Origin of the sequence: Bradyrhizobium sp., from assembly GCF_035935975.1 — a bacterium.
Taxonomy (GTDB): Bacteria; Pseudomonadota; Alphaproteobacteria; order Rhizobiales; family Xanthobacteraceae; genus Bradyrhizobium.
The window spans coordinates 71,079-95,823 of the sequence record NZ_DASYWN010000028.1; the positions used below are offsets into that span (position 1 = coordinate 71,079).

Here is a 24,745-nt window from a genome sequence, read left to right on the forward strand (position 1 = left end):
CGAGAAGAACAGCCTCATTGCCAAGGAGAAGTTGCCATGATGTACGACCAGCTCGTTGATTGGCCGGTAAGAGCGACGCTTGGGGCGTTGACCCTTGCGATGATGGTGGGTGCCGGCGGGACTTCTGCGCAGGCAGCGGATGCGCCGGGCACAGCTGCCAAGCCGGGTCTCGTCACGAGGATATTGGCCGTCGGCAATCTAACGTCAAAGGCGACACCGGCGGCTTTGCCAGCGGTCCTTGCACGTGAAGTGCCGGCGACTCTGGAGCTGTACCTGGCCGGAAAAATCGATGGCTGGTACGCGAGGCCCGATCAGACCGGCGTTGTCTTCATTCTCGACGTTACCACGGTCGAGGCCGCAAAGGCGCTGCTGGACCCGTTGCCTCTCGGGCAGGCTGGAATGATGACGTTTGAATTCACCCCGCTAGGTCCGCTTCAGCCGTTGGGACGGCTTCTGCCTCCGACAGCGAAATGAACGCCTGGAACATCATCTCATCGGTCTGCGGCATTGGCCGCTGAGTGGCGGCGCAACTGATGCAAGGAAAGGCTGACGCCATGCCTTCGAACGATACGGACTGTACGCGGGAACGAACAAGACGAGCCTTCGTGAGAGATGCAGCCCTGTCTGTCGCGGGCACGCTCGCGGCTGGATATCCTTCGGTCGCGTCTGCCGCGGCCGGATCAGCGGATGGCTCCCCGTCAAAGGGCGGATTTCTAGAAAGGTATGTATCGCGTCCGGGAGGGCGCCTCTACGTCCGTGATTATCCCGGGGGTGGTGCTCCGTTCGTGATGCTGCACGGATTTCCGGACAACTGCCGGATCTATGAAGAGCTTGCGCCGCTTCTGTCCGCGGCGGGCCGTCGCGTGATCGCATTCGATTTCCTCGGCTTCGGCCTGTCCGACAAGCCTCCAGGCTTTCTCTACAGCTTCGAGCAACAGCTCGCGGACCTCAAAGCCGTCGTTGACGATCTTGGCGTGGGCCCGGTGATCCCGGTAGCCCACGATGCCGGCGGGCCCGCAGCGATCAATTTCGCGCTCGATCATCCTCAGCTCGTCTCGTCGCTGTGTTTGCTGAACTGCTATTACGCGAGTTCGGCGGCGCTGCGCTTTCCCGAGCTCATCGAACTGTGCTCGGATCCCGCACTCAAGAAGCTTGCGCTGGCGATCATGACCGATCCGAAGCAGGCCGGGTGGTTGCTCCGCTTCCAGCAAGGTCTCTTCGAGGAGGGGGCGCCCCCCGAGCTGCGCGCACGGTTCGAATCGATCCTGCAGCCGATCATCAACGAGAATTTCGTGCGGACGCCTGGTTCCGGGCCGGCATTTTTGAGCATGGCGAGCGATGCCCGCGCCAATCTCGAATACAACAATCGGCGGGTCGCGGCGCTCCGCGAATTCCGCGCGCCGGTGCGATTGATATGGGGCATCTACGATCCGTATCTGACCCGGGGCGTGGCCGACGACATGGCGTCCCGGTTCTCCCGCGCCACGCTCAAAGCCCTCGATGCGAACCACTGGCTGCAGATCGACGTGCCTCATCTTGTCGCGAAAGCGATGTTGGAACCGGCCTGACGGAAAATGTGAAGGAGTAGATCATGGACTTTGTGGAAACACTGGTCGAACGCAACATCGATTTTGCGAAGAACGGCTTCGCGACCGATCTCAAAATGCTTCCGTCGATGCGCACTGTCATCGTCGGGTGCGTCGATGGCCGTGTCGATCCCGCCGACATCTTCGAGCTGAAGCCGGGTGAGGCGGTGGTCATCCGGAATGTGGGGGGCCGCATCAACATGGCGCTGCTGGAGACGATGACAATCCTGCAGACCGTCGCGAACGCGGCCGGAAAGGCGCTCGGAGAAGGCTGGAACCTGATCGTTCTGCACCATACCGATTGCGGAATCATACCTTGCTACAAGCACGCGCCCGGGCTGCTGGCGCAGCACTTGAACGTCACGGAAGACGAGCTGAACAAGATGGCCATCACGGACCCGTATCAGGCTGTCCGCCTCGATGTCGCTGCGTTGAAGGGAAACGACCATTTTCCTGCTGCGATGATGGTGTCCGGCGTCGTCTACGATGTCGCCAACGGGAAGGTCGAGATCATTGTCCCGCCGGCTCGTCTGCGGGATGAGCAGGTCCTTTAGCCGAGACAGAATGATGGACCCGAAAGAGTACAAGCATCCCATCCTCGTGACTGGCGCGGCCGGACGGATTGGCTCCGTTGGCCGCAAGGTCGCCGATCTGCTTCTCGCCGCGGGCTTCCGTGTCCGCGCCCAGCTGAGGGTTGATGACGAGCGAGCCGTTGACCTTCGCGATGCGGGCGCGGACGTCGTCGTCGGCGATCTGCGCGAGCTCGCGGACGTTCACCGCGCGATGGAGGGCTGCGAGCGTCTTTGCCTGACCATGTCGGTATCTCCGGACTATCTGGAGGTCGCAACGAACGTTGCCGCTGTGGCGAAACATCACGATATCAAGGCGTTTGTCAATCTGTCTCAGATGACCGTGAAGGAGATGGACGTCTTCAACACGACCGCGAGCCCGCAGCAAAAGCAGCATTGGCTGGCGGAGCAGATTCTCGCATGGTCCGGCCTGCCCGTCGTTGAAGTGCGCCCCACAGCCTTCATGGAGGGATTGTTTCTCCAGAGCGCGAAGGGCGTGTCCCTTCAAGACAAGCTCCCGGCTCCCTTCGGGCAAGGAAAGAACTCGGCAATTGCCGCCTTCGATGTCGCTCGGGTCATCGCCGTCATCTTGCAGGATCCGTCGAGCCATGTCGGCAGGACCTACCATTTGACGGGACCGGTCTCACAGGACATGCGCGCGATCGCGGGCGAGTTCTCCGAGGCGCTCGGCCGCACGATCAGCTATGTCGATGTTCCCCAGGACGCCTTCAGGCAGCAGTTGATCGCCTCTGGAATGTCGCCGCATATCGTTGCGCATGTAGAGACGATGGCAGCCCTTCATCGCAACAACCGCTACGACAGGTTCAGTGACGATGTCGAGCAGTTGACCGGAGTTCGGCCGATGAGCATCAAGGAGTTTGTGAAGCGGAACGCGCAGGCATTTCACCAACTGTAGCCCGGTGACGCCTGGGAATCGTGGCCGCCATGCGATCATCATCCGCGGACATCCCACGGTGACATCCTGCTCCTGTTTTGCCCGACGAGTCAAATGTGGGCTCGGTCGCACGCACGCCATTTGCGGGTTTCGTAAGCGTTTGAATTTCCTCACAGTCTCTACTGTGCATGGGGTTGTTTTTCGCAGTTTTTGTTTTGAGAGCGACTATTCCGCCGCCTTTTCCCTCAGCCGCTGCGCGTAGACGTTGATCACCAGCGCCGCCAGCAGGATCAGGCCGCGGATCAGGATCTTCAGGAAGCTGTCGATGTTGACGTGGTCGAGGCCGTTGTTGAGCACGCCGAGCACGAACAGCCCGACGATGGTGTTGCCGATGCCGCCGCGGCCGCCGAACAGGCTGGTGCCGCCGACGACGACGGCGGCGATGGAGTCGAGCAGATAGGTATCGAACTCGTTCTGCTGGGCGCTGCCGAAATGCGCGACGCCGAGCATGCCGCCGATGCCGGAGCACACCGCCGAGATCACCATGACGCTGCCCAGGATGAGCTTGACGTTGAGGCCGGCATATTCGGCCGCCTCGCGGTTGCCGCCGACCATGTAGACGTAGCGGCCGAAGCGCGTGTAGGTCAGCACCAGATGGCCGCCAAGCAGCATGATGGCGGCGACGATGACGATCCAGGGGATGCCGCCGATCGAGCCGGAGCCGAGCGTGGTGATCAGGCTCGGCACCTTGTAGGCGATCTGGCCGCGCACCAGCAGCGCGGAGATGCCGGCGGCGATCTGCATCATGGCGAGCGTCATGATGAAGGAGGGGATGCCGATCACGGTCAGCCCCAGCGCGTTGACGAGGCCGAGCAGGGCGCAGAGCAGGATCGACAGCAGAATCGCGACTGCGCCGGGCAGGGGGATGTTGGCGATGTTGACGTAGGATTCCTGAAGCGTGAAATAGGCCACCGCAATGCCGGTGACGTTGGCGATGCTGGCGATCGACAGGTCGATCTCGGCGCAGAGGATCACGAAGGTGAGGCCGACGGCGATGATGCCCGTCACCGACACCTGCGTCAGGATGTTGCCGAGATTGTCCAGCGTCGCGAAGGAGGGGCTCGCGAAGGCGAAGAAGGCGGACAGGAAGATCAGGGTCAGGAACGGCGCGATGTTGCGCATCTGCGAGCGCAGGAAGGGCGCGAGGCCCCGTGCCCGCTGCCCTGCCGCTGAAACTGTCTCGCTGCTCATGTGCTTCTCCGTCACGCCGCTTCCAGCAGGCGGTCCTTGCTGACCGGCTCGTTCCTGAATTCCCGCACCACCGCACCGCGCTTGAGCACGAGGATGCGGTCGGCCAGCGACAGCACCGTTTCCGGCTCGGTCGACAGCACGATGATCGCGAGCCCCCGGGCGCGGAGGTCGCGGACGATGTTGATGACGTCGTTCTTGGCGCCGACATCCATGCCGCGGGTCGGCTCGCACAGCACAAGCAGCTTGGGCGGATAGGTCAGCCATTTCGCCAGCGCCACCTTCTGCTGATTGCCGCCGGAGAGCATGCCGAGGTCGAGGCCGACCACGGGTGGCCGGATCTGCAACTGCTCGACCTGACGCTGGGCGATGTCGCGCTCTTGCGCCGGCTTGAGCAGCAGCGACGAGATGCGATCCAGAATGCTGATCGAGATGTTCTTGTAGACCGGCTCCTGGTGAAACAGCATATCGCGCCGGCTCTCCGGCACCAGCGCCACCCCGGCGCGTCGGGCCGCGGCCGTGCTGGCAAAGGTCTTCGGCGTGCCGTCGACGAGAAGCGTGCCGCTATCAGGTTTCAGCTTGCCGAACAGGATGCGGGACAGCTCCTGCTGGCCGCAGCCCATGAAGCCGTAGATGCCGAGCACCTCGCCGGCACGCGCCTCGAAGGAGATGTCCTTCAGGCTCCGCGCGAGCGAGAGCTGATCGACCTTCAGCACCACCGGACTGGCGCTCGGCTGTGGCAGCATCAGATCGTCGGTGTAGCTGTGCTCGAGCGCCTCGCCGCCGCGGCCGATCATGGCCTCGATCAGGGCGCCCTTGGTGGTTGCGGCGCTCGCCGTCTCCGCAACCTTCCGTCCGTTGCGGAAAACCGTCACCGTGTCGGACACGCGAAGAATGTCCTCGATGAAATGCGAGATGAAGACGATTGCAGTGCCTTCCTCGCGCAGGCGCCGGAGCGTTGCGAACAGCCGTTCGACCTCGGGCGGGGAAAGGGCAGAGGTCGGCTCGTCCAGGATGACGATGCGCGCGCCGGAGAACAGCACGCGGGCGATCTCGATCAGCTGCTGCAGGCCGATGGGCAAGTCACCGAGCCTCGTCATCGGATCGACGTCGATGCCGAAGCGGGCGAGCTGCTCGCCGGCCTCGCGCGCCATGCGCCGCCATTGCACGAGGCCAAGCGCGTTGGTCGGCTGGTTGCCGAGGAAGACGTTCTCGGCGACCGTGAGGTCGGGTGCAACAGAGAGCTCCTGATGCACCATGGCGATGCCGGCCGCATGCGCATCGCGCGCCGAGCGGAAATGCGTCTCCTGACCGTCGATCAGGAAGCGGCCGGAGAATTCGGTGTGCACGCCGGCGATGATCTTCATCAGCGTGCTTTTGCCGGCGCCGTTCTCGCCGACGAGACCGTGGATCTCGCCGGGAAGAAGCGCGAAGTCGACACCACGAAGCGCTTCGACGCCGCCAAAGCTCTTCGTGATGCCCTGCAGTTCCAGGATGGGCGAACGCGTCTCAGGCATGGAAGCTTAGATCAGGAAGTGATCCTGCATCCACTGCATCCCGGCCGCGTTCGCCTTGGTCACGACCGGCCCGTCCGTGACGACGTTCTTGGGGATTCCCTGTCCGCTCTTCTCGCCGCCGACCACGGCGGAGACGCCTGCGATGATGGCGCCGCCATGGATGCGGCAGGAGGGATTGCGGACGGTCGCGAACATGCGCCCCTCACTCACCGCCTGGATCGCCGGCGGCATCGCGTCCACGCCACCGATCAGGATGTTGGTGCGACCCCGGGCCTTCATGATGTTGGCGGCGGCGAGCGCCATGTCGTCATTGTGGAAGAACGCCGCGTCGATCTGCGGATACTTCGTCAGATAGGTTTCCCAGAGGCGGGCGGTCTTGGAGACGTCCCAATCGGCCGGCTGGGTGTCGAGCACCTCGATGCCGGGGAACTGCTTCACGACATTGTTGAAGCCCTTGGCCCGGCCTTGCGCGCCGGTGTGGCCGAGCGCGCCCTGCGTCATGATGATCTTGCCCTTGCCACCCATGGCGTTGCACAGCGCCTGCGTCACCGAGGCCCCCATGAACTCGTTGTCGGGGGTGAGGAAGGAGTGGACGTTGATCTGGTCGAGCGGCGCGATCAGCGTGTCCATGTCGATGACAGGCGTGCCGGCATCGATCATCTTCTGCACGGGCTGGGTGAGGGTGCCGATGCCGAAGGCCTGGATCGCGACGAAGTCCCATTTCTGCGAGGCCATGTTGTCGATCGCGGCGCGCTGCTTCACCGCGTCGAGCTGGCCGTCGAACCAGGTGACGTCGACGTTGAACAGCTTGCCCCAGAATTCCGCCGCCTGCTTGCCCTGTGCGCACCAGGTCGCCTGAAGGCCAGCGTTGGAGAATGCCGCCTTCAGCGGCTTCTCGCTGCGTCCGACTTCGGCTGCCAATGCGGGGTTTATGCCCATGCTACCGAACAGGGCAGCCCCGGCGCCGGCGGTCGCTGCCGCCTGAAGAAGATCGCGCCTCGTCGTCGAGAAATCTTTCGTCCCGGACATCGCTCGCTCCCATATATTTATCTCGGCGCGTCATTGCTTGCGCGACCGATGTCCGAAAGTCTCTCACAATCGAAGAGTTCACGCCACCCAATCTGCAATCGAGCGGGAGATGGTCGCGGCGTGTTGGTGCAGCGCGAAGCGCTACGCTGCGATGCCAGCGAAGGCGTCGATCTCGACGAGCAATGTATCCCAGGCCTGTGCAATGTCCGGCGACCATTCATTGCCGAGCAGTTCGCGCAGCGTATCCCTGATGATGCCGAAGAAGGCGATGAACAGCTCGCGCGGCGTGCCGTAGCCATCGTGCGAGACGACCTCGCAGGCGATCAGCCGGAAAGGTCCGCGATGCTCACCCGCAAAATCGAGGATCGCCTCGATCGTCAGCGCCAGCATCGATCCCATCACGAGCTCACTGCCCTGCGAGCGGAACATCGTCCGCGTCTCCGGGTGTGTCTCGAACAGGCGTTGATAAACGAGTGGCGTGAGATCCGCGCAACGCGAGGCTGCGATTTCGAAACTGTTTTCGATCGGATTAGAGGACGCGTTCATTCGCGGCGAAGCCACGCAGACAAAAAAAGAGCGGGGCCCTGGCCCCGCTCAAAAATTGTGTCGACCCTATTATCCCCGATTCTAAGATTTGCTCTTGATTGACGGGGCGACGCTGCATTTTGCGCGCCAGGGGCTCCTCCCGAGACTTGGACCACCAGACTTCGACCTCGCGGCCAGCCTGAGCAAGAGGGATGCTAGATCAACTTTTCTCACTTGTCATCATTTTCGGCAACGATTGTTCAAAATAAGAGCAGTTAACGAAATGATCGGGCTTTTGGCCGTGTAAGCATATGACAAATATAAGAAATCTGTGGATGGGCAGGGCGGCCGGGCTGCCTCAAATGCCGGACCCGGCTCCTCCCGTGGGGCGGTCCGACCACAGTTTTCGAGAAATTTGCGCTGGGCCAAGAAGCCGGCGGAACTGACCTCGACTCAGCCCGCGGCCGGGTGTTTAGTTCGTAGGCGAACGAATGGTTCGGCGGATGCGCGCACGGCTGCAAAAGTTCCTACCCTTGGTCCTGCTCGCTCTGACGATGCAGGTGCTGGCGCCGATTGCCGCCTGTCTGGCGGCGGGTCAGGCCGTGGCCGATCCGCTCTCCGCCGCCGTCATCTGTCACAGCGCGAGCGAGCAGGGCGGCCAGAGCGACCGGACCGGCGCGCCGACCGCGCATGGCGCCGCGTGCGCACTCTGTTGTCTGGCGCAGGCGAACGCCTCGCTCGATTCGCCGCCGCAAATTGCGCTCGCCATTCCCTTCCGCCACGCCGAGCGCGTGGTGTGGCACGCGGCGGACCTATCCGCCGTCGCCGTCTACAGGGGCTCGAGCGCCCAGGCACGCGCACCCCCGCACTTTTCCTGACGACCCTCGTGATCGCCGCGGTCCGTCCGCCGGCGATTGATGCTGTCGAATTGCCGGAGAGAAAGCCCGGCGTCAGGAATGCCCCATGTTACGTTGTCATGCCCGTCGCGGCGTGAGTGTCGTTGCCATCCAGGCCGCGCTGCTCGCATCGTCGAACGGAGCCTTTGCCCAAAGCGGCAATACCGAGCTTCCCGCGGTCACCGTCGAGGCGCCGCACGCGGCCCGAGCCAAGCCGGTCGCGCGGCCGTCGAAACCACGCTCGGCTTCGGCCGGGCGTGCGGCGAGACCCGCTGCGCCGACTGCAAGCGCGAGCGTACCGACCCAAGGACGGACCGTGACTGCGAGTGCAGCACTCGATAGCCTCTATCAGGCGCCGGCCGGCCAGACCGAGACCACCATCAATCGCAGCCTGTTCGAAAACCGCCCCGCATTCTCGGTCGGCGACGTCCTTCGGGACAGTCCCGGCGTTTCGGTCAAGCAGGGCAACGGCCCGCGCGATTTCGGCATCTCGATTCGCGGTTCCAACGCAAGGAACGGCTTTGCCATCCGCAATCTCGTGATCTTCGACGACGGTTTTCCGGTGACGCAGCCGGACGGCCTGTCGCGCAGCGACCTGATCGATCCCCGCGCCTATAGCGCGATCGACGTCGTCCGCGGCCCCTCGTCGGCGCTCTACGGCAACTATGCGACCGGCGGCGCGCTCAATTTCCGGACACGACCCGGCGGCACCATCGACGGCGTCGAATACGGCGTCGATGGCGGCAGCTATGGCTATCTCAACAACTACCTTGCCGCCGGCAAGAAGGTCGGCAATTTCGAGGGCTCGCTGTTCGCAAGCGATGCACGCGGCGACGGCTATATCGGCAATAGCTGGTTCAACACGCAGACGGTCAACTTCCTCGGCACGCTCAAGGCGACGCCGGACGATCGTTTCACGGTCAAGATCATCAACAACGACCTCAGCACGCGGCTGCCGCTGCGTCAGTTGTTGAACCAGTACTATCAAAACCCGTTCCAGCAGGGGTGCACGACTGGCACAGCGATAGCTGCGGGATGTCCAACCGTGTCCCTCTTCAACAACGGCTTCAACGCAAGACCGGGCGTCGCGGCCGACAGAGACACTGAGACGGCAACGCAAGCGGGTCTGGGGCGAAACGATCGGCGAACCATTGTCGGTGGACGATGGGAGCACGATTTCGACAACACCACGACTTGGCGCAACCAGTTCGTCTTCGACGACCGGAATATTAGCCAGCCGACCGGCGCGACCAGCGCTATCGGCGATTTTCCGTCGTACAACTACATGAGTGACCTTACGAAGCGCGGTGAAATCCTCGGCATGGATTCCACCACATTCGTCGGCGCGTGGTACAATACGCTCGTGGCGTCGAGCGACACGCGCAACGTCATGCCGGGTGGAAACGCCACGTTGGGGCTGCTCCAGGCGAATACATTCAGCGACACGTCCAACTACGGAGTACGCGCGAGGGAGGAGCTGAAGCTCACTCCCGATCTGACTGCGATAGCCGGAATTGGATGGGAGACCACGATTCTGAAGGGCGTAAATACTGTCTATAAGTACAATACGTTCAATGTCCCGATAGCTACGATTCCCGCGCCTACAAGCGTTGATCGCAAGATTGAGAACACGGCTCCGGAATTGGCGTTGCTATACAGGCTCAATCCCGAATGGCAGTTTCGCGGACGCGTGGGGACCGGATACGGAACGCCGCAGGTCTCGAATCTGTTCGTTCTTCCGAGCGGCGATTTTGGCAACAACACTCAGCTGCAGACACAAACCAATGTCGGCTACGATCTTGGCTTCGATTGGACGCCAAGCAATGCAGTCAAACTGAGCGCGACGGCATTTTACGAATTTTTCCGCAACGAACTCGTATCGCAGGCAACGCCAGCCAATTCACCCAACACAAGCTACACGTTCAATGCCCCGCGCTCCGAGCATCGCGGCATCGAGCTTGCGGCTGATTGGAAGTTCTATCCGGGCTGGCGGTTCATGGCAGCATATACCTATCTCGACGAGGTCTACACCGAGTATGTCGAGAACATCACCAATGGCGCGGTGTTCAGCTTCAACCGGGCAGGCAACAAGATTCCCGGCATCTCGCCGAACGAGCTAACGGCACGGGTAGGCTACGACGAGTTCGCCGGGCCGCTCGCGGGCCTCGGTGCCTTTGTCGAACTCCAGTGGAAGGACTCCTTCTACATGGACAACGCAAACCTGCTGAAGGCGCCCGGCTATGAACTGGTCAACGTCAATGTCCACTACAAGACCGACCTTGTGTCCGACACGTTCAGATCCCTGAACCTGTTCCTCGAGGTCAGGAACGTGTTCGACCGCACCTACGTTGCGTCGGCCAACAACATCGCCAACACGGTGACAACGGCAGGGCTTCAAAATCCCGCGAGTGTCCTCGCAAACACCACGGGATCGATCTACGCAGGCTCGCCGCGCGCCTTCGTTGCGGGTATGAAGGTGGCATTCAAATGAGCCGGGCTCTCGAAGGGACCAAGGCCATGATCCGAACAGGCTTGCTCGGGATAGTCGCTCTTGCATTCCTGCAAGGTGCGGCGCTCGCGCAGATGCACGGTCAGCACGCCTCTGAAGCCGCGTGCGAAGAGCCGACGCTGCGTTGCGCAACCAAGGTGACGCCCGCGTTCGGTCCAGACGGAACGTTATGGCTGGTCTGGATGGCGGGAGGGCAGGTCTCGGTTGCAAGCTCGCAGGATGCGGGGCGGAGTTTCTCGGCGGCTACCCAGGTCACGACGAAGCGTCTGAACCTCGACTGGGGGCCCGATGCGCGGCCGAAGATCGTGGTTGATCGCAAGGGCGGCATCGCGCTCGCGTTCTCGATCTTCAGGGACGAGGCCTTCAACGGCCAGGTGCTCTACACGCGCTCGGCCGATGGCGGGAAGAGCTTTGCGGAGCTGAAGCCCATCACCGCCAGCAACGAGAGCCAGCGGTTTGAGGCGCTGGCGCTCGATCAGGACGGAACGGTCTTCGCGGCGTGGCTTGATAAGCGCAATCGCGTTCCAGCGAAGGAGGCGGGACGCAAGTACGAGGGGGCAGGGCTGTTCTTCGCCGCGTCCAGCGACGGCGGCGCGACCTACGCCGAGGCCCGACTGGCGCGCGAAGGCACCTGCGAATGCTGCCGGTTGGGGCTGACGTTCGCGGCGCCCGGGCGACCGGCCGTGATCTTCAGGAACATCTTTGACGGCGGCGTGCGCGATCATGCGGTCATGACCTTCACCGACGCCGCGACGCCGGGCGAAATCCGCCGGGTCAGCAATGACGACTGGCAGATCAACGCCTGCCCGCATCACGGGCCGAGCCTCACAGTTGCGCCGAACGGGACCTATCACGTCGCCTGGTACACGAATGGCAAGGCGCGCAAGGGATTGTTCTACGCGCATTCGCGCGACGAAGGCCGGACATTCTCTTCGCCGATGGCGCTGGGCCAGCCGGGCCGAAATCCGACGCGCCCATACGTGCTCGCAGGCCCGGCGGGAACGGTGATGGTCTGGAAGGAGTTCGATGGCGAGAAGACCTCGGTCCAGATGACAAGCTCCCGCGATGACGGCGAGACATGGTCGGCGGCGAAGACCATATCGACCACGACCGACACCTCCGACCATCCCTTGCTGGTCTCCAGCGGCCGGCAGGTTTACCTGTCGTGGATGACGAAGGCGGATGGCTATCGGCTTACAGCGATCGAGGATCAACCATGACATATCGATTTGCCGGCATTCTGGGCCTGGGCATCCTGATCGCATCGGCCGCTACGCTCGTGGCGGCGCCGGCCCTGAAGCCATTCGAGCGCGGCACGTGGCAAAGTGTCCTCAAGGATCATGCCGGCCGTCCGACCCTCGTGCATTTCTGGGGTGTGACCTGCGGGCCCTGCAAGGTCGAGCTGCCGGAGCTCGGGCGGTTCGCAAAGGACCATCCCGGGATCGACGTGGTCACGATCAGCGCCGATCTCGTGCCGAACCTTCCGGCCGCCACGCAGTCGATGCTGGACAAGGCGGGGCTGTCGTCGACCGAGAATTTCATCTTCAGCGACGGCTTCGTCGAGCGCCTGCGGTTCGAGATCGATCCTGCCTGGCAGGGCGATATTCCCCGGACCATGCTGATTTCGCGGGACGGGACCATCACGACGATCGAAGGCTCGGCTGAGATAGCCGATCTCGAAAAATGGTCGGGCCAGCAGCTCGCCACACACTGAAACTCAATCTGCAAACGGGAAGACTGATATGAAGACGATGTTGAAAGATGTGATGCTCGCTGCGTTCGCTCTCGTGCTTTGCGCCGCGCCTGCGGCGGCAGAGGACGTCAAGGCCGGCGATCTCGTCATCTCGCAGGCCTGGAGCCGGGCAACGCCGGGCGGAGCCAAGGTCGCGGGCGGCTATCTCACGATCGAGAACAAGGGGACGGCGGCGGACAAGCTCGTCAGCATTTCGGCCAAGATCGCGGGCAAGGCCGAGGTCCATGAGATGGCGATGGACAACGGCGTGATGAAGATGCGCCCGCTCGACAAGGGGCTCGTCATCGACGCCGGCAAGACCGTCAAGCTGGCCCCCGGCGGTTATCATCTGATGCTGCAGGAGCTGAAGGGGCCGTTCAAGCAGGGCGACAAGGTGCCGTTGACGCTGGAGTTCGAAAAGGCCGGCAAGGTCGCCGTCTCGCTCGACGTGCAGGGCGTCGGCGCGCAGGCGCCGGGTGATGGCGGGCACATGATGAAGAAAATGCCGGATCATTCGGGAATGAAGATGTGATGAAACAGATCATGCCTCCCATGACCTCGCGTCGAAATCTTGCGGGCCTTGCACTCGCGATGGCTGCGTTGCTGTCCGTTGCGGCGACACCGCTTGCGGCAGCGACCGACGACGACAGCTTCTTCACCCATCTGCACACCGAGAAGGCGATGGCCAATGTCACGGTCTCGCCCGGCCGCGCCGGGCCGGTCGAGATCGCGATCCAGCTCGAAACCACCGACGAGACGCCGCTTTCCGCGAAAGCCGTATCGGTGACGCTCGTCGATACGCAATCCGGCCGGAAGCTCGCACCGGTCGAGGCCTCGCGCGACGGCGAGGACAGCTGGCATGTGAAGGTGGCGCAGCTCTCGCCCGGGCGCTGGATGCTGGGTCTCGGAATCTCGATTTCCGAGGCCGATCACGTCAACGTCGAATCGCCGATCCTGATCAAATGACCATGCCGAAGGGGCCGAACATGTCGAAGCGATCCTGCCTGATCCTGGTGGCCGCGCTCACCGCGTCGCCCGCGGCGGCGCATATCACGCTCGAGACCAAGCAGGCGACGGTCGGCTCCTACTACAAGGCCGTCTTCGCCGTGCCGCACGGCTGCAAGGGCTCGCCCACGGTGAAGATCCGGGTGCAGATTCCGGAAGGCGTGATCGGGGTGAAGCCGATGCCGAAGGCGGGCTGGAGCGTCGATGTGGTCGAGGGCAAATATACCAACGAGTACGACTATCACGGCAACAAGCTCTCCACCGGCGTCAAGGAGGTGGCCTGGTCCGGCGGCAAGCTGCCGGATCATTACTACGACGAGTTCGTCATCAGCAGCTTCCTCACCGACAGCCTGAAGCCGAATACGACCTTGTATTTCCCGGTCGTGCAGGAGTGTGAGAGCGGTGTCAGCCGCTGGATCGAAATTCCGGCGGAGGAGGCAAAGCACTCGCATGAGGGCAATTCGCCGGCGCCTGGCCTGAAGCTGCTGCCAAAGCCCTGATGCGCCTGCTTGCCGCGCTCGCGACGCTGCTGCTCGTTGTCGGCTTCGCGACCGGCGCCTTTGCGCATGCGGCGCTCGTCTCGGTCGAGCCGGCGAGCGGCAGCATGCTTGCGACCGCACCGAAGGCGGTGGAGCTGCGCTTCAATGAGGCGGTGACGCCGGGCGCCATTCTGCTGATCGACGGCGCGGGCAGGGCGCGCAATGATGCCCGCGTCAACGCATCGGGCGAGGCGATCTCGGTCGTGATGCCGCCGGACCTGCCGCAGGGGACGGCCGTGGTCAGCTATCGTGTGATCTCGCAGGACGGCCACCCAGTCTCGGGATCGGTGATCTTCTCGATCGGCATGCCGACCGCGACAAAGCCTCCGGTCACGGCGGATGGCGGGTTGAGCGTGCTGATCTGGTTGGCGCGGGTCGGTCTCTATCTCGGGCTGTTCGTCGGCATCGGCGGCGTGTTCTTTGCGCGCTGGATCGCGTGGTCGATGATCGGCATGACCGTTCCGCGCGTTGCGCTCGGAATCGGTATCTTGGGCGCCGCGGCGTCCCTGGGTGCGCTTGGCTTGGATCTGCTCGGGCTGCCGCCGGCGGCTCTTGCGACGGCTGCCCCGTGGAAGGTCGCGTTCGCGACCAGCGCCGGCCCCGCGTTGCTCATCGCCATCGCGGCGATGCTGCTCGCGTGGATGGCGATGCGCAGCGCATGGTATGCGCGCGCGCTCGCGCTCATCGCCTTCATCGGCGTCGGTCTGTCGCTCGCCGCGACCGGGCACGCAGCAACGGCCCCGCCCGAGGCGTTGACCCGGCCGGCGATCTTTCTCCATGGTCTCGGCGTCACCGTCTGGATCGGTGCTTTCGCGCCGCTCGTCGCGCTGATGGCGAAACCGGCGACTGCGTTGCTCCCCGTCGTGAACCGCTTTTCCCGCCTCGCTGCGCTGGCGGTCGGCGTGCTGGCCTTGACCGGCCTCGCGCTTGCGATCGTTCAGCTCGAAAAGCCGGCAGCGCTGGTCGAGACCCGCTATGGACTGATCCTCTCGATCAAACTTGCACTGGTCACGGGATTGCTGGCGCTTGCCGCGCTCAACCGGTTCCGGCTGACGCCGGCCCTGGCGCGGGACGCGACATCGACGCCCGCGCTCAAGCGCTCGATCCTGCTGGAAGGCGTGATCGCGCTCGCCGTCCTCGGCATCGTCGCCGGCTGGCGCTTCACGCCGCCGCCACGGACGATCGTTCCGGAGACGCCGCTCGCGATCCACATCCATTCGGACAAGGCGATGTTCCAGGTGCTGGTGTCGCCGGGCAAGGCGGGCTCCGACGATTTCGTGCTCCAGCTTATGACGGGTGAGGCGACGCCACTGGCGGCCAAGGAGGTCACGCTCACCCTGAGCCTGCCCGAGCGCGGCATCGAGCCGATGGAGCGGGACGCCGCGCTGGGGCCGGACGGCTACTGGCATGTGCGCAAGGTCGAGCTGCCCTTTGCGGGGCGCTGGCACGCGCGCATCGATGCGCTTGTGACCGATTTCGAGAAGATCACGCTTGAGGATGATCTCGAGGTGGCGCCGCCCTAGGCCGGACGTTCACGTCGCACATGAAGTCGACGGAAAAATGACAAGGAATTTCGCCGTGTTAGCGGCTTTTCCTCATTCCCGGTCTTGTGTTTTCGCTCCCAATCCGGTTTCACTGCAGGCCCTCACTGATTCCTCGAGTATTGCCATGCGGTTGTCGCGGTTCTTTCTGCCCATCCTGAAGGAAAATCCGAAAGAGGCGGAGATCGTCTCGCATCGGCTGATGCTGCGTGCCGGCATGATCCGGCAGGAAGCGGCCGGCATCTATGCCTGGCTGCCGCTCGGCTTCCGCGTGCTGAAGAAGATCGAGCAGATCGTGCGCGAGGAGCAGGACCGCTCCGGCGCGCTGGAACTGCTGATGCCGACGCTGCAGCTCGCCGACCTCTGGCGCGAGAGCGGCCGCTATGACGCCTATGGTCCGGAGATGCTGCGCATCGCCGATCGTCACAAGCGCGAGCTGCTGTACGGGCCGACCAACGAGGAAATGATCACCGAGATCTTCAGGGCTTACGTGAAGTCCTACAAGAACCTGCCGCTGAATCTCTATCATATTCAATGGAAATTCCGCGACGAGCAGCGTCCGCGTTTCGGCGTGATGCGCGGACGCGAGTTCCTGATGAAGGATGCCTATTCCTTCGACCTCAACGAGGCCGCGGCGCGTATCTCCTACAACAAGATGTTCGTTGCCTATTTGCGCACCTTCGCGCGAATGGGGCTGAAGGCGATCCCGATGCGCGCCGAGACCGGCCCGATCGGCGGCGATCTCAGCCACGAGTTCATCGTGCTCGCGGAGACCGGTGAATCCGGCGTGTTCATCAATCGCGACGTGCTGGACCTGCCGGTGCCGGGCGAGGATGTCGACTACGACAGCGATTTGACCCCGATCATCAAGCAATGGACCTCGGTCTACGCCGCGACGGAAGACGTTCACGACGCCGCCCGGTTCGAGCAGGAAGTGCCGGCGGAGAAGCGGGTGAACACCCGCGGCATCGAGGTCGGCCAGATCTTCTATTTCGGCACCAAATATTCCGACGCCATGAAGGCCCTCGTGGCCGGCCCCGACGGCGTCGACGTGCCGATCCATGGCGGATCCTACGGTGTCGGCGTCTCGCGCCTGCTGGGTGCCATCATCGAGGCCTGCCATGACGATGCCGGCATCAAATGGCCCGAGGCCGTCGCCCCGTTCCGCGTGTCGATCCTCAACCTGAAGCAGGGCGATGCCGCGGTCGATGCGGCCTGCGAAAAGCTCTATGCGGAGCTGACCGCCAAGGGCGTCGACGTGCTCTATGACGACACCGACCAGCGCGCCGGCGCCAAATTCGCCGCTGCCGACCTGATCGGCATCCCTTGGCAGATCATGATCGGCCCGAAGGGGCTGGCCGACGGCAAGGTCGAGATCAAGCGCCGCAGTGACGGATCCCGCGAGACCATGTCGCCTGCAGACGCGATCGCCCGGCTGGTCGGCTGAATATTGTTCATCGCTTGATATCGCGGCCGCCAATCCGGCCACAATTGACCCCGAATCATGGGATTATCGAGCGATGGATGAAACCATGACTGAAACCGTTCAAACTGCGCCTTTCGCGCCCTTCGAGTGGATGCTGTCGGCGCGCTATTTGCGGGCGCGCCGCAAGGAAGGATTCATCTCGGTCATCGCCGGGTTCTCGTTCCTGGGCATCATGCTGGGCGTTGCGACGCTGATCATCGTCATGGCCGTCATGAACGGCTTCCGGAAAGAACTGCTCGACAAGATTTTGGGCCTGAACGGCCATATCCTGGTCCAGCCGCTGGAATCGCCGCTGACCGACTGGAAGGACGTTGCCGACCGGCTCAGCCAGGTCCAGGGCATCCGGCTCGCCGCGCCCGTGGTGGACGGCCAGGCGCTGGCGTCATCGCCATGGAACGCCTCGGGCGTGCTGGTGCGCGGCATCCGCTCCGACGACCTCAACAACCTCACCTCGATCGCCAAGAACATCAAGCAGGGCTCGCTCGAGGGGTTTGACGACGGGCAGGGCGTCGCGATCGGCCGCCGTCTCGCCGACCAGCTCTCGCTGCATGCCGGCGACAGCATCACGCTGGTGGCCCCGAAGGGGGCCGTCACGCCCATGGGCACAACGCCGCGCATAAAACCCTACAAGATCGTCGCGGTGTTCGAGATCGGCATGTCCGAATACGATCTCGGCTTCGTCTTCATGCCGCTCGCCGAAGCGCAGGCCTATTTCAACCGCAGCAACGACGTCACCTCGATCGAGGTGTTCACCACAAATCCCGATCGCATCGTCCAGTTCCGTCAGGCGGTGACGGAGGCCGCGGGCCGGCCGGTGTTCCTGGTCGACTGGCGGCAGCGCAATTCGACCTTCTTCAACGCGCTCCAGGTCGAGCGCAACGTGATGTTCCTGATCCTGACCATGATCGTGCTGGTCGCGGCGCTCAATATCGTCTCCGGCCTGATCATGCTGGTGAAGGACAAGGGCAGCGACATCGCGATCCTGCGCACCATGGGCGCCTCGCAGGGCTCGATCATGCGGATCTTCCTGATCACGGGCGCCTCGATCGGCGTGGTCGGTACGCTGGTCGGCTTCTTCGTCGGCCTCATCATCTGCCTCAACATCGAGTCGATCCGGCAATTCCTGTCCTGGTTGACCTCGACCGAGCTGTTCTCGCCGGAGCTCTATTTCCTGTCGAAACTGCCCGCCGAGATCGACATCGGCGAGACCGCGGCCGTCGTCATCATGGCGCTGACGCTGTCGTTCCTGGCAACGCTGTATCCGTCCTGGCGCGCCGCGCGCCTCGATCCCGTCGAAGCGCTCCGGTACGAGTGAGGGGCTGATGGAGCAGCAGCAGGGGGCTGAAGATGTACCGGTCATTTATCTCCACGAGATAAAGCGGCAGTACTTGCAGGGCGAGGTGCCGCTGACGATCCTCGACGGCGCCAAGCTCGCGCTGTGGGCGGGGCAGTCGGTGGCCCTGGTGGCGCCGTCAGGCTCTGGCAAGTCGACGCTGCTGCACATCGCGGGCCTGCTCGAGGCGCCGGATTCCGGCGAGGTCTATGTCAACGGCGCGCCGACCTCGCAACTGCCCGACATCGAGCGCACCCAGCTTCGCCGTACCGACATCGGCTTCGTCTACCAGTCGCACCGGCTACTGCCGGAGTTCTCGGCGCTGGAGAACGTGATGATGCCGCAGATGATCCGCGGCCTGAAGAAGTCCGAGAGCGTCAAGCGCGCCAAGGAGATCCTCGGCTATCTCGGCCTCGGCGACCGCATCACCCATCGCCCGTCCGAACTGTCGGGCGGCGAGCAGCAGCGGGTCGCCATCGCGCGCGCGGTGGCCAATGCGCCGCGCGTGCTGTTTGCGGACGAGCCCACCGGCAATCTCGACCCCGGCACGGCCGAGCACGTGTTCCAGGCCCTGATGCAGCTCGTCAAGGCGACCCAGGTCTCGATGCTGATCGCGACCCACAACATGGAGCTCGCCGGCCGCATGGACCGGCGCGTGTCGCTGTCGAACGGCCAGGTCGTCGAGCTCGAATAACAAAAAGTGCGAAAACAACCCCATGCACAGTAGCCGGCCTCTTCCGGCGCTGACCGGGGCGACGCCTGCCAATTCCTTGACATACCTTGCAAACCCGCTGCGACGGCGCATCGCCGCAGCGGGTCGGCCAATTACGGCCGGATCACCGTCAACCTGAACGGACCGCCATTGGCCGCGGCATGTGCGACGGCGTCATTGGCGTGGTCGAGGTCGAAGTTCGTCGTCTGGTATTCGTCGAGCCGCAACAGCCCGGCGCACCAGCGCAATCAGGCAATCCTCCGTCCTCTGTTTTCTGCAGGCATGTTCATTGCTGGTAGGGAAAATCAATGCCACATTGTCAAAAATTGACACAGAGCGAGTCGCCCGCACATGAGCCTGAAACCGACGAAGAAGCGGACAGAATTCAAGGAATTGCGCGAGCGCGCCGGCCTCACGCTGCCGGAAACAGCCGATCTGCTGAAGGTGGAGCTACGCACGGTCTACCGCTATGAGCGCGGCGAGACCCGGCCTACAAAACTAGCTCTCGACCAGCTGCGCCAGGCTGTGGACAGCCGTTTTGCCCAAGAGCCTCCCGCTGCTCCCGGCATTCGCTTCATTGACTTGTTCGCCGGCATTGGTGGTCTCAGGCTGGGCTTCCAGTCCATTGGTGGCCGGTGCGTTTTCACGTCCGAATGGGACGCGAAGTGCCAGGAGACCTACAAACACAATTTCGCCGACAATCACGAAATTGCAGGCGATATTCGCGAGTATTCCAGCGATCCGGACAAGATCCCCGAGCATGACCTGTTACTGGCCGGCTTCCCATGCCAGCCATTCTCCATTGCGGGTGTTTCGAAGAAGAATGCCTTGGGTCGACCCCACGGGTTTCTCTGCGATACCCAGGGTACGCTTTTCTTCGATACGGCCCAGATCATTGCTCATCACCGTCCTGCGGCCTTCGTGCTCGAGAACGTCAAGAACCTTGAACGCCACGACGGCGGCCGCACCTTCGACACCATTATCAATGTGCTGAGGAACGAACTCGGCTATCACGTCCAGCATCGGGTCATCAGCTCGGAGCCCTGGGTGCCCCAGCGCCGCGAAAGAATATTCATCGTGGGCTTTCGAGAGCCCACCACATTTGACCTGTCTGCGCTCCGTTTGCCGCCCAAAGGCCAATGGCCAAAGCTCGGCAGCATCTTGCAATCGCCCGAGGAGGTCGACGCGAAGTATACACTGACGCCGCATCTCTGGAAGTATCTGCAAGCCTACAAAGAGAAGCACACGGCCGCCGGCAACGGATTTGGCTTTGGGCTGTTCGGTCCCGACGATGTCACGCGAACGCTTTCAGCCCGATACTACAAGGACGGTTCGGAAGTTCTGGTCAAACAGAACGGCACGCGTCCCCGGCGGCTTACGCCGACGGAATGCGCGCGCCTGATGGGCTTCGAGACAAAGAAGCGGAAGTTCAAGATCGTGGTCTCCGATACACAGGCCTACAAGCAGTTCGGCAATGCTGTTGTCGTCCCTGTGGTCGAGTTTCTCGCCAAGGCGATAAAGCCTTACCTTGAGGAGGCCATGGAGAAGCAGGCCTCCGTTCCCGCGCGACCGGTGGTCGTTCGTCAGGTCACCCGCCCCGACCGGCAGCCGGTCGCCGTAAATGGCTGACGTCGTCAGCCCCGAGGTGCGCAGCCGGATGATGGCTGGCATCCGGGGTGCCCACACGAATCCGGAGATGCTTCTCCGACGCGGCCTTTTTGCAAAGGGATTTCGCTACCGGCTCCACGCGAAGGGGTTGCCCGGCAAGCCGGACATGGTGTTTCCCCGATACAACGCAGTTCTTTTCGCACACGGGTGTTTCTGGCACGGGCATGACTGCAACCTGTTCAAGATACCATCGACCCGTCCCGAGTTCTGGAAAGCGAAGATCGCGCGAAACCGCGAGGTCGATGCACGGAACGAGGCCGCATTGCGTGAAGCCGGCTGGCGGTGCGGCGTTGTATGGGAATGCGCGTTGAAGGGCAGGACGCGTCTGTCCTACCCGGCGGTCGTCAGCCAATGCTCCTCGTGGCTGCGCTCCCGCAAAGATTGCTTGGAAATCCGGGGCGCCTGATGACGTATCGTCGCGGCATGCTGTCCGATTTCTTCGAGGGGGTTGCGGTCAAGAGGCTGACGCTGGTCGAGACCGTGAGCCCCAAATCCAACCAGCATGAAATCCAGGGCATCAAACTGCTGCGCCGGATGTTCGGCGATGCCGACCGCAAGTCCATTCCCACACGCTTTATCTGGCTCAACGACGAGAACGAAGGCCTGAGCGAGGACGGTTTCATCAGCTGGTCGAACGTCCGCAAGGGCAAGCCCCGGGCGCCCGAATATCACCTCTATTACTCCGGCAATATCGTCACTGAGGCCATGAAGCCCGGCGACGCGCTGTTCCTGGCGCTACGCCGGGACGGTACCGCAATGGTCGTGGTCGTCCCGCTGGACAGCACGATCCAGAGCCAGCTGCTCTGGCTCTTCGGCATCGACGAGCAGCCGGAACTTGCCTTCGCCTTTAGGGAAATCACCGGCGACGACTCCGCCCGGCTCGATTTCGCCGCACGCTATGTTCTCGACGAGCTCGGCATCGACCTGGAGGAGCCGGAGGTCGACGCGATTGACCCGCTCATCGCGAGATTCGGAACGACATTCCCGCCGACTCGCGAATTTTCTGCTTTTGCACGACAGACCTTGCGCGATGTTTCGCCGCTCGATGATCCTGACGCCGCCCTGTTTGCATGGATGGAGCGTGAGGAGCAGCTTTTCCGGCGGCTTGAACGCCATATCATCGCCGGGCAACTGTCGGGCGTCGTCGGCAACAAAAATGCCTTGGTCGAAGGCGTCCTGTCGCTTTCGATGCAGCTTCATCAACGGCGCCGCTCCCGTGCCGGCCGGGCGCTCGAAAATCATTTTGAGACGATTCTGGAGGCTCATGGCCTTCGGTACGCGCGGGGCGCTGAAACCGAGAACCGCAACAAGCCCGACTTCCTTTTTCCAGGCACTGCGGAATACGCCGACGTGGCGTTTCCGGCCGATCGCCTCACCATGCTCGGCGTGAAGTTCACGCTCAAGGACAGATGGCGCCAGGTGCTGGCCGAGGCGAACCGGATCAGAGACAAGCATCTTCTTACATTTGAGCCCGGGATCTCCGGCCACCAGACCTCACAGATTGCAGCCAGCCGGCTGCAGCTGGTTATCCCCCGTGCGATCCATTCAACGTTTACGACCGCGCAGCAATCCGGCCTCATGGATGTCCGGGGCTTTCTCGGTCTTGTGCGGGGGCGACAGGCCGGTTAAGCGGGGGGCAGCATGTACAGCTGGTTTGTGCGCGATGGTATTCTTCGCATGCATTCACCCGAGGGTGAGCGGATTCCCTCGGCCGAAGATATCTTCCGGTATTTCGGAGAAGGCGACCGTGGTTTCGTCCCGGAACCGGTGGATGAGAGCGCGGTCGAGAATCTGCGGTTCTCAAAATATCCCCTGCAGCTCGGGCTTTCGCTGAAAGAGCAGAATGGCATGGAGCTGCTGCTCCTGAACGGTACGCACCGCGGTAAAACGGTCACGATTCCCGACGCCGCGGCGCTCGACGCCGGCCACTTTGTAAGCGACGACTGCTGGTACCCGCTCGATGGCTCGTCAGCGGCGGAAATCCGCCAGCTCCTTGTGAAGAACAAGGCACACCCCGGCGAGCGTGTCTCGCTACAGATGTATCTGGCCATGCGCCAAGCCGGTGTCGAGCCCGAAGGCGACACGCGTCCGCTGGGCGCGCTTTCTTTCCTGACACCGTCGGATGCGAAACCGCAGAACGTCAATGCCACGCTGTACCCTTACCAGCTCGACGGCTGGCGGTGGTGCCGATTTATTGCAGCCGAAGGTCTGGGTGGCATCCTTGCCGACGAAATGGGGCTCGGCAAAACCCTCCAGGTCATTGGCGCCATCGCCGACCCGCCGAAGCCGCGTGAGGAGCCCGTGCTGATCGTGGCGCCCGGCTCTCTTCTGGAAAACTGGGCGCGCGAGTTCAGGAAGTTCACGCCGCAGATTCGCACGTTAAAACACCATGGTCCCGACCGTACCGGCCGCCCGGCCGACCTGAAGCAGGTTGATGTCGTGATTACCTCGTACGACACTGTCGTTCGCGACAATTCCCTGTTCATGATGATCAGCTGGTCGATGCTGGTATGCGACGAGGCGCAGTACGTCAAGAACAGCGACTCCCTCCGGGCGCGGTCAGTAAAGAGATTGCGCCGCAGCTCGGCCATTGCCGTGACCGGCACACCGGTCGAGAACAGGCTGACTGACCTCTGGTCCATCACTGATCTCGTTCTGCCCGGCTACTTCGGCACTGCCGGTGAATTCCAGAAGCGTTTCGAGGACGACCTCGATGGTGCCATTAGCCTAGAGCGGCTAGCGTCGCCGATCATGCTGCGGCGCCGGGTGTCGGAGGTCGCGAAGGATCTACCCGAACGCATCGACATCCCGCAGGCGATCGAGCTGGAGGAAGACGAGGCGAAGACCTACGAAGCCATGCGCGAGGACATCGCTGCACAGTTTGGTGCCTCGGCAACGCTGGTCGCCCTGACCCGACTGCGCATGTTCTGTAGCCATCCGTGGCTGGTCGCCGGCACGGCACGCACGGGCGACCCTGCCAGCTTCTCCAAATACGCGCGGCTTGTCGACATCCTTGAGGAAATCTTCCAGGGCGGCGAGAAGGCTATTCTTTTCACCGCCTACACTGAAATGACCGATATGGTGGTTGCGGATATCGCGAAGCGGTTTCGGGTGTTTACCGGGTACATCGACGGCCGGGTTCCGATCGACGACCGGCAGCCCGTGATTGACCGCTTTTCCGCGGAGTCCGGTCCGGCCCTCCTGGTCCTTAATCCTAGGGCCGGGGGCGCCGGGCTGAATATCACCGCCGCGAACCATGTGATACACTACACGCTGGAGTGGAATCCTGCCCTTGAGGACCAGGCTTCCGCCCGGGCTTACCGACGGGGACAGACCCGCCCGGTTACGGTGCATAGACTGTTTTGCGGGGGGACGGTGGAAGAAGTGGTTGATGACCGGCTGGCAAGAAAGCGGACCCTTTCAGAGACCGCCGTAGTCGGGGTCCGGGGTGAGTCCGATGACTACACCGATATCCTCGCCGCGCTGCAGCGCTCGCCGCTGGCCGAGAGGTCGCCGACGAAATGAAGCGACCAGGCCAAATTTCCAAGATTCTCAGCGCGAACGACGCCGGTGAAACCGGGGCTCACCAGGCGGGTATCTTGATTCAGAAGACTTCAGGTGTCGTCTCGTTTTTTCCGCACCTCGATCCGCAAGAATACAATCCGCGGGTTCACCTCTTCTTCGCGGACGAGGCCGGCGAGCGTTGGGAATTTGCCTTCATCTATTACAACAACAGGATTCACGGGCGCGGTACGCGAAACGAGTATCGCCTGACCCGGATGACACCTTACTTCCATCGGCATAATCTCAAGCCCGGTGACGAGATCATATTGAAGCGCTCCGAGCGCGACCATTTTTCGATAGGGCACCACCGCAAGAACCAGGCGGAATGGAAACCGGGAGGCGTGCTACGGCTCGCCCTCGGGTGGAAGGTTATTGATCTATAAAGGGAGCA

General features: G+C 62.8%; 24 protein-coding genes and 1 pseudogene. 20 read left to right on the plus strand and 5 right to left on the minus strand.

The window, feature by feature from the left end; translation table 11 throughout:
* Positions 1-36: 36 nt before the first annotated feature.
* From VGR99_RS15565 to VGR99_RS15580, 4 genes are all read left to right on the plus strand, one after another.
* Entirely contained in the window at positions 37-474 is a 438-nt protein-coding gene (locus VGR99_RS15565; protein ID WP_326899401.1) for a hypothetical protein, read from the plus strand.
* Positions 475-788: 314 nt separating this feature from the next.
* Positions 789-1,568 (plus strand): alpha/beta hydrolase, encoded by a 780-nt coding sequence (locus VGR99_RS15570; RefSeq protein WP_326899510.1) that lies wholly within the window; start codon positions 789-791, stop codon positions 1,566-1,568.
* Positions 1,569-1,591: 23 nt separating this feature from the next.
* Positions 1,592-2,140, plus strand: a complete 549-nt coding sequence (locus VGR99_RS15575) for a carbonic anhydrase (RefSeq protein ID WP_326899403.1) — start codon at positions 1,592-1,594, stop codon at positions 2,138-2,140.
* Positions 2,141-2,150: 10 nt separating this feature from the next.
* A complete protein-coding gene (locus tag VGR99_RS15580) occupies positions 2,151-3,071 on the plus strand; it encodes an NAD(P)H-binding protein (RefSeq protein ID WP_326899405.1) in 921 nt (306 codons plus the stop codon).
* Between the two features lie 204 nt (positions 3,072-3,275).
* On the opposite strand, the gene VGR99_RS15585 is transcribed toward VGR99_RS15580, so the two are convergent.
* The 4 genes from VGR99_RS15585 to VGR99_RS15600 form a co-directional block, all read right to left on the minus strand.
* A complete protein-coding gene (locus VGR99_RS15585) occupies positions 3,276-4,301 on the minus strand; it encodes an ABC transporter permease (RefSeq protein ID WP_326899407.1) in 1,026 nt (341 codons plus the stop codon).
* Between the two features lie 11 nt (positions 4,302-4,312).
* Positions 4,313-5,815 (minus strand): sugar ABC transporter ATP-binding protein, encoded by a 1,503-nt coding sequence (locus VGR99_RS15590; RefSeq protein ID WP_326899409.1) that lies wholly within the window; start codon positions 5,813-5,815, stop codon positions 4,313-4,315.
* Positions 5,816-5,821: 6 nt separating this feature from the next.
* Positions 5,822-6,844, minus strand: a complete 1,023-nt coding sequence (locus VGR99_RS15595; RefSeq protein ID WP_326899411.1) for a sugar ABC transporter substrate-binding protein — start codon at positions 6,842-6,844, stop codon at positions 5,822-5,824.
* 141 nt (positions 6,845-6,985) lie between these two features.
* The gene (locus VGR99_RS15600) at positions 6,986-7,390 is read right to left on the minus strand and encodes a globin (protein WP_326899412.1); all 405 of its coding nucleotides are present in this window, start codon (positions 7,388-7,390) and stop codon (positions 6,986-6,988) included.
* Positions 7,391-7,872: 482 nt separating this feature from the next.
* Between VGR99_RS15600 and VGR99_RS15605 the strand changes: the two genes are divergently transcribed.
* The 11 genes from VGR99_RS15605 (at position 7,873) to VGR99_RS15655 (ending at position 19,104) form a co-directional block, all read left to right on the plus strand.
* Positions 7,873-8,247: a DUF2946 domain-containing protein gene (locus VGR99_RS15605; protein ID WP_326899414.1), complete on the plus strand. Its 375-nt coding sequence runs from the start codon at positions 7,873-7,875 to the stop codon at positions 8,245-8,247.
* 85 nt (positions 8,248-8,332) lie between these two features.
* Entirely contained in the window at positions 8,333-10,756 is a 2,424-nt protein-coding gene (locus VGR99_RS15610) for a TonB-dependent receptor (protein WP_326899416.1), read from the plus strand.
* A 26-nt stretch (positions 10,757-10,782) separates the two neighbouring features.
* On the plus strand, positions 10,783-11,994 hold the full coding sequence (locus VGR99_RS15615) for a sialidase family protein (RefSeq protein WP_326899511.1): 1,212 nt from the start codon (positions 10,783-10,785) through the stop codon (positions 11,992-11,994).
* On the plus strand, positions 11,991-12,488 hold the full coding sequence (locus VGR99_RS15620; RefSeq protein ID WP_326899418.1) for a TlpA disulfide reductase family protein: 498 nt from the start codon (positions 11,991-11,993) through the stop codon (positions 12,486-12,488). Before VGR99_RS15615 ends, VGR99_RS15620 begins: the two co-directional genes overlap by 4 nt.
* A 28-nt stretch (positions 12,489-12,516) precedes the next feature.
* The gene (locus VGR99_RS15625; RefSeq protein WP_326899420.1) at positions 12,517-13,038 is read left to right on the plus strand and encodes a copper chaperone PCu(A)C; all 522 of its coding nucleotides are present in this window, start codon (positions 12,517-12,519) and stop codon (positions 13,036-13,038) included.
* On the plus strand, positions 13,038-13,472 hold the full coding sequence (locus VGR99_RS15630) for a hypothetical protein (protein WP_326899422.1): 435 nt from the start codon (positions 13,038-13,040) through the stop codon (positions 13,470-13,472). The genes VGR99_RS15625 and VGR99_RS15630 overlap by 1 nt, the downstream gene beginning before the upstream one ends.
* 20 nt (positions 13,473-13,492) lie before the next feature.
* Entirely contained in the window at positions 13,493-14,011 is a 519-nt protein-coding gene (locus tag VGR99_RS15635) for a YcnI family protein (RefSeq protein WP_326899424.1), read from the plus strand.
* Entirely contained in the window at positions 14,011-15,573 is a 1,563-nt protein-coding gene (locus VGR99_RS15640) for a copper resistance CopC/CopD family protein (protein ID WP_326899426.1), read from the plus strand. Before VGR99_RS15635 ends, VGR99_RS15640 begins: the two co-directional genes overlap by 1 nt.
* 145 nt (positions 15,574-15,718) lie before the next feature.
* A complete protein-coding gene (proS, locus tag VGR99_RS15645) occupies positions 15,719-17,038 on the plus strand; it encodes a proline--tRNA ligase (protein ID WP_326899428.1) in 1,320 nt (439 codons plus the stop codon).
* A gap of 73 nt (positions 17,039-17,111) precedes the next feature.
* Positions 17,112-18,392, plus strand: coding sequence for a lipoprotein-releasing ABC transporter permease subunit (locus VGR99_RS15650; RefSeq protein ID WP_326899431.1), 1,281 nt, complete (start codon positions 17,112-17,114; stop codon positions 18,390-18,392).
* A 7-nt stretch (positions 18,393-18,399) separates the two neighbouring features.
* Entirely contained in the window at positions 18,400-19,104 is a 705-nt protein-coding gene (locus VGR99_RS15655) for an ABC transporter ATP-binding protein (protein ID WP_326899434.1), read from the plus strand.
* A 131-nt stretch (positions 19,105-19,235) separates the two neighbouring features.
* Here VGR99_RS15655 and VGR99_RS15660 read toward each other — a convergent pair.
* A pseudogene (locus VGR99_RS15660) lies at positions 19,236-19,358 on the minus strand (alcohol dehydrogenase); the annotation flags it as partial.
* 115 nt (positions 19,359-19,473) lie between these two features.
* Between VGR99_RS15660 and dcm the strand changes: the two are divergent.
* From dcm to VGR99_RS15685, 5 genes are read left to right on the plus strand one after another with little or no spacing between them, the layout of a single operon-like run.
* Entirely contained in the window at positions 19,474-20,751 is a 1,278-nt protein-coding gene (dcm, locus tag VGR99_RS15665) for a DNA (cytosine-5-)-methyltransferase (protein WP_326899436.1), read from the plus strand.
* On the plus strand, positions 20,744-21,196 hold the full coding sequence (locus tag VGR99_RS15670) for a very short patch repair endonuclease (RefSeq protein ID WP_326899438.1): 453 nt from the start codon (positions 20,744-20,746) through the stop codon (positions 21,194-21,196). The genes dcm and VGR99_RS15670 overlap by 8 nt, the downstream gene beginning before the upstream one ends.
* Positions 21,196-22,419 carry a type II restriction endonuclease gene (locus VGR99_RS15675; RefSeq protein ID WP_326899440.1) on the plus strand — a complete coding sequence of 408 codons (1,224 nt, stop codon included), beginning with the start codon at positions 21,196-21,198 and terminating at the stop codon, positions 22,417-22,419. Before VGR99_RS15670 ends, VGR99_RS15675 begins: the two co-directional genes overlap by 1 nt.
* Positions 22,420-22,431: 12 nt before the next feature.
* Complete coding sequence (locus VGR99_RS15680; RefSeq protein ID WP_326899442.1) at positions 22,432-24,315, plus strand: DEAD/DEAH box helicase; 1,884 nt, start codon at positions 22,432-22,434, stop codon at positions 24,313-24,315.
* Entirely contained in the window at positions 24,312-24,737 is a 426-nt protein-coding gene (locus VGR99_RS15685; protein ID WP_326899444.1) for an EcoRII N-terminal effector-binding domain-containing protein, read from the plus strand. Before VGR99_RS15680 ends, VGR99_RS15685 begins: the two co-directional genes overlap by 4 nt.
* The last annotated feature ends 8 nt before the right edge of the window (positions 24,738-24,745 follow it).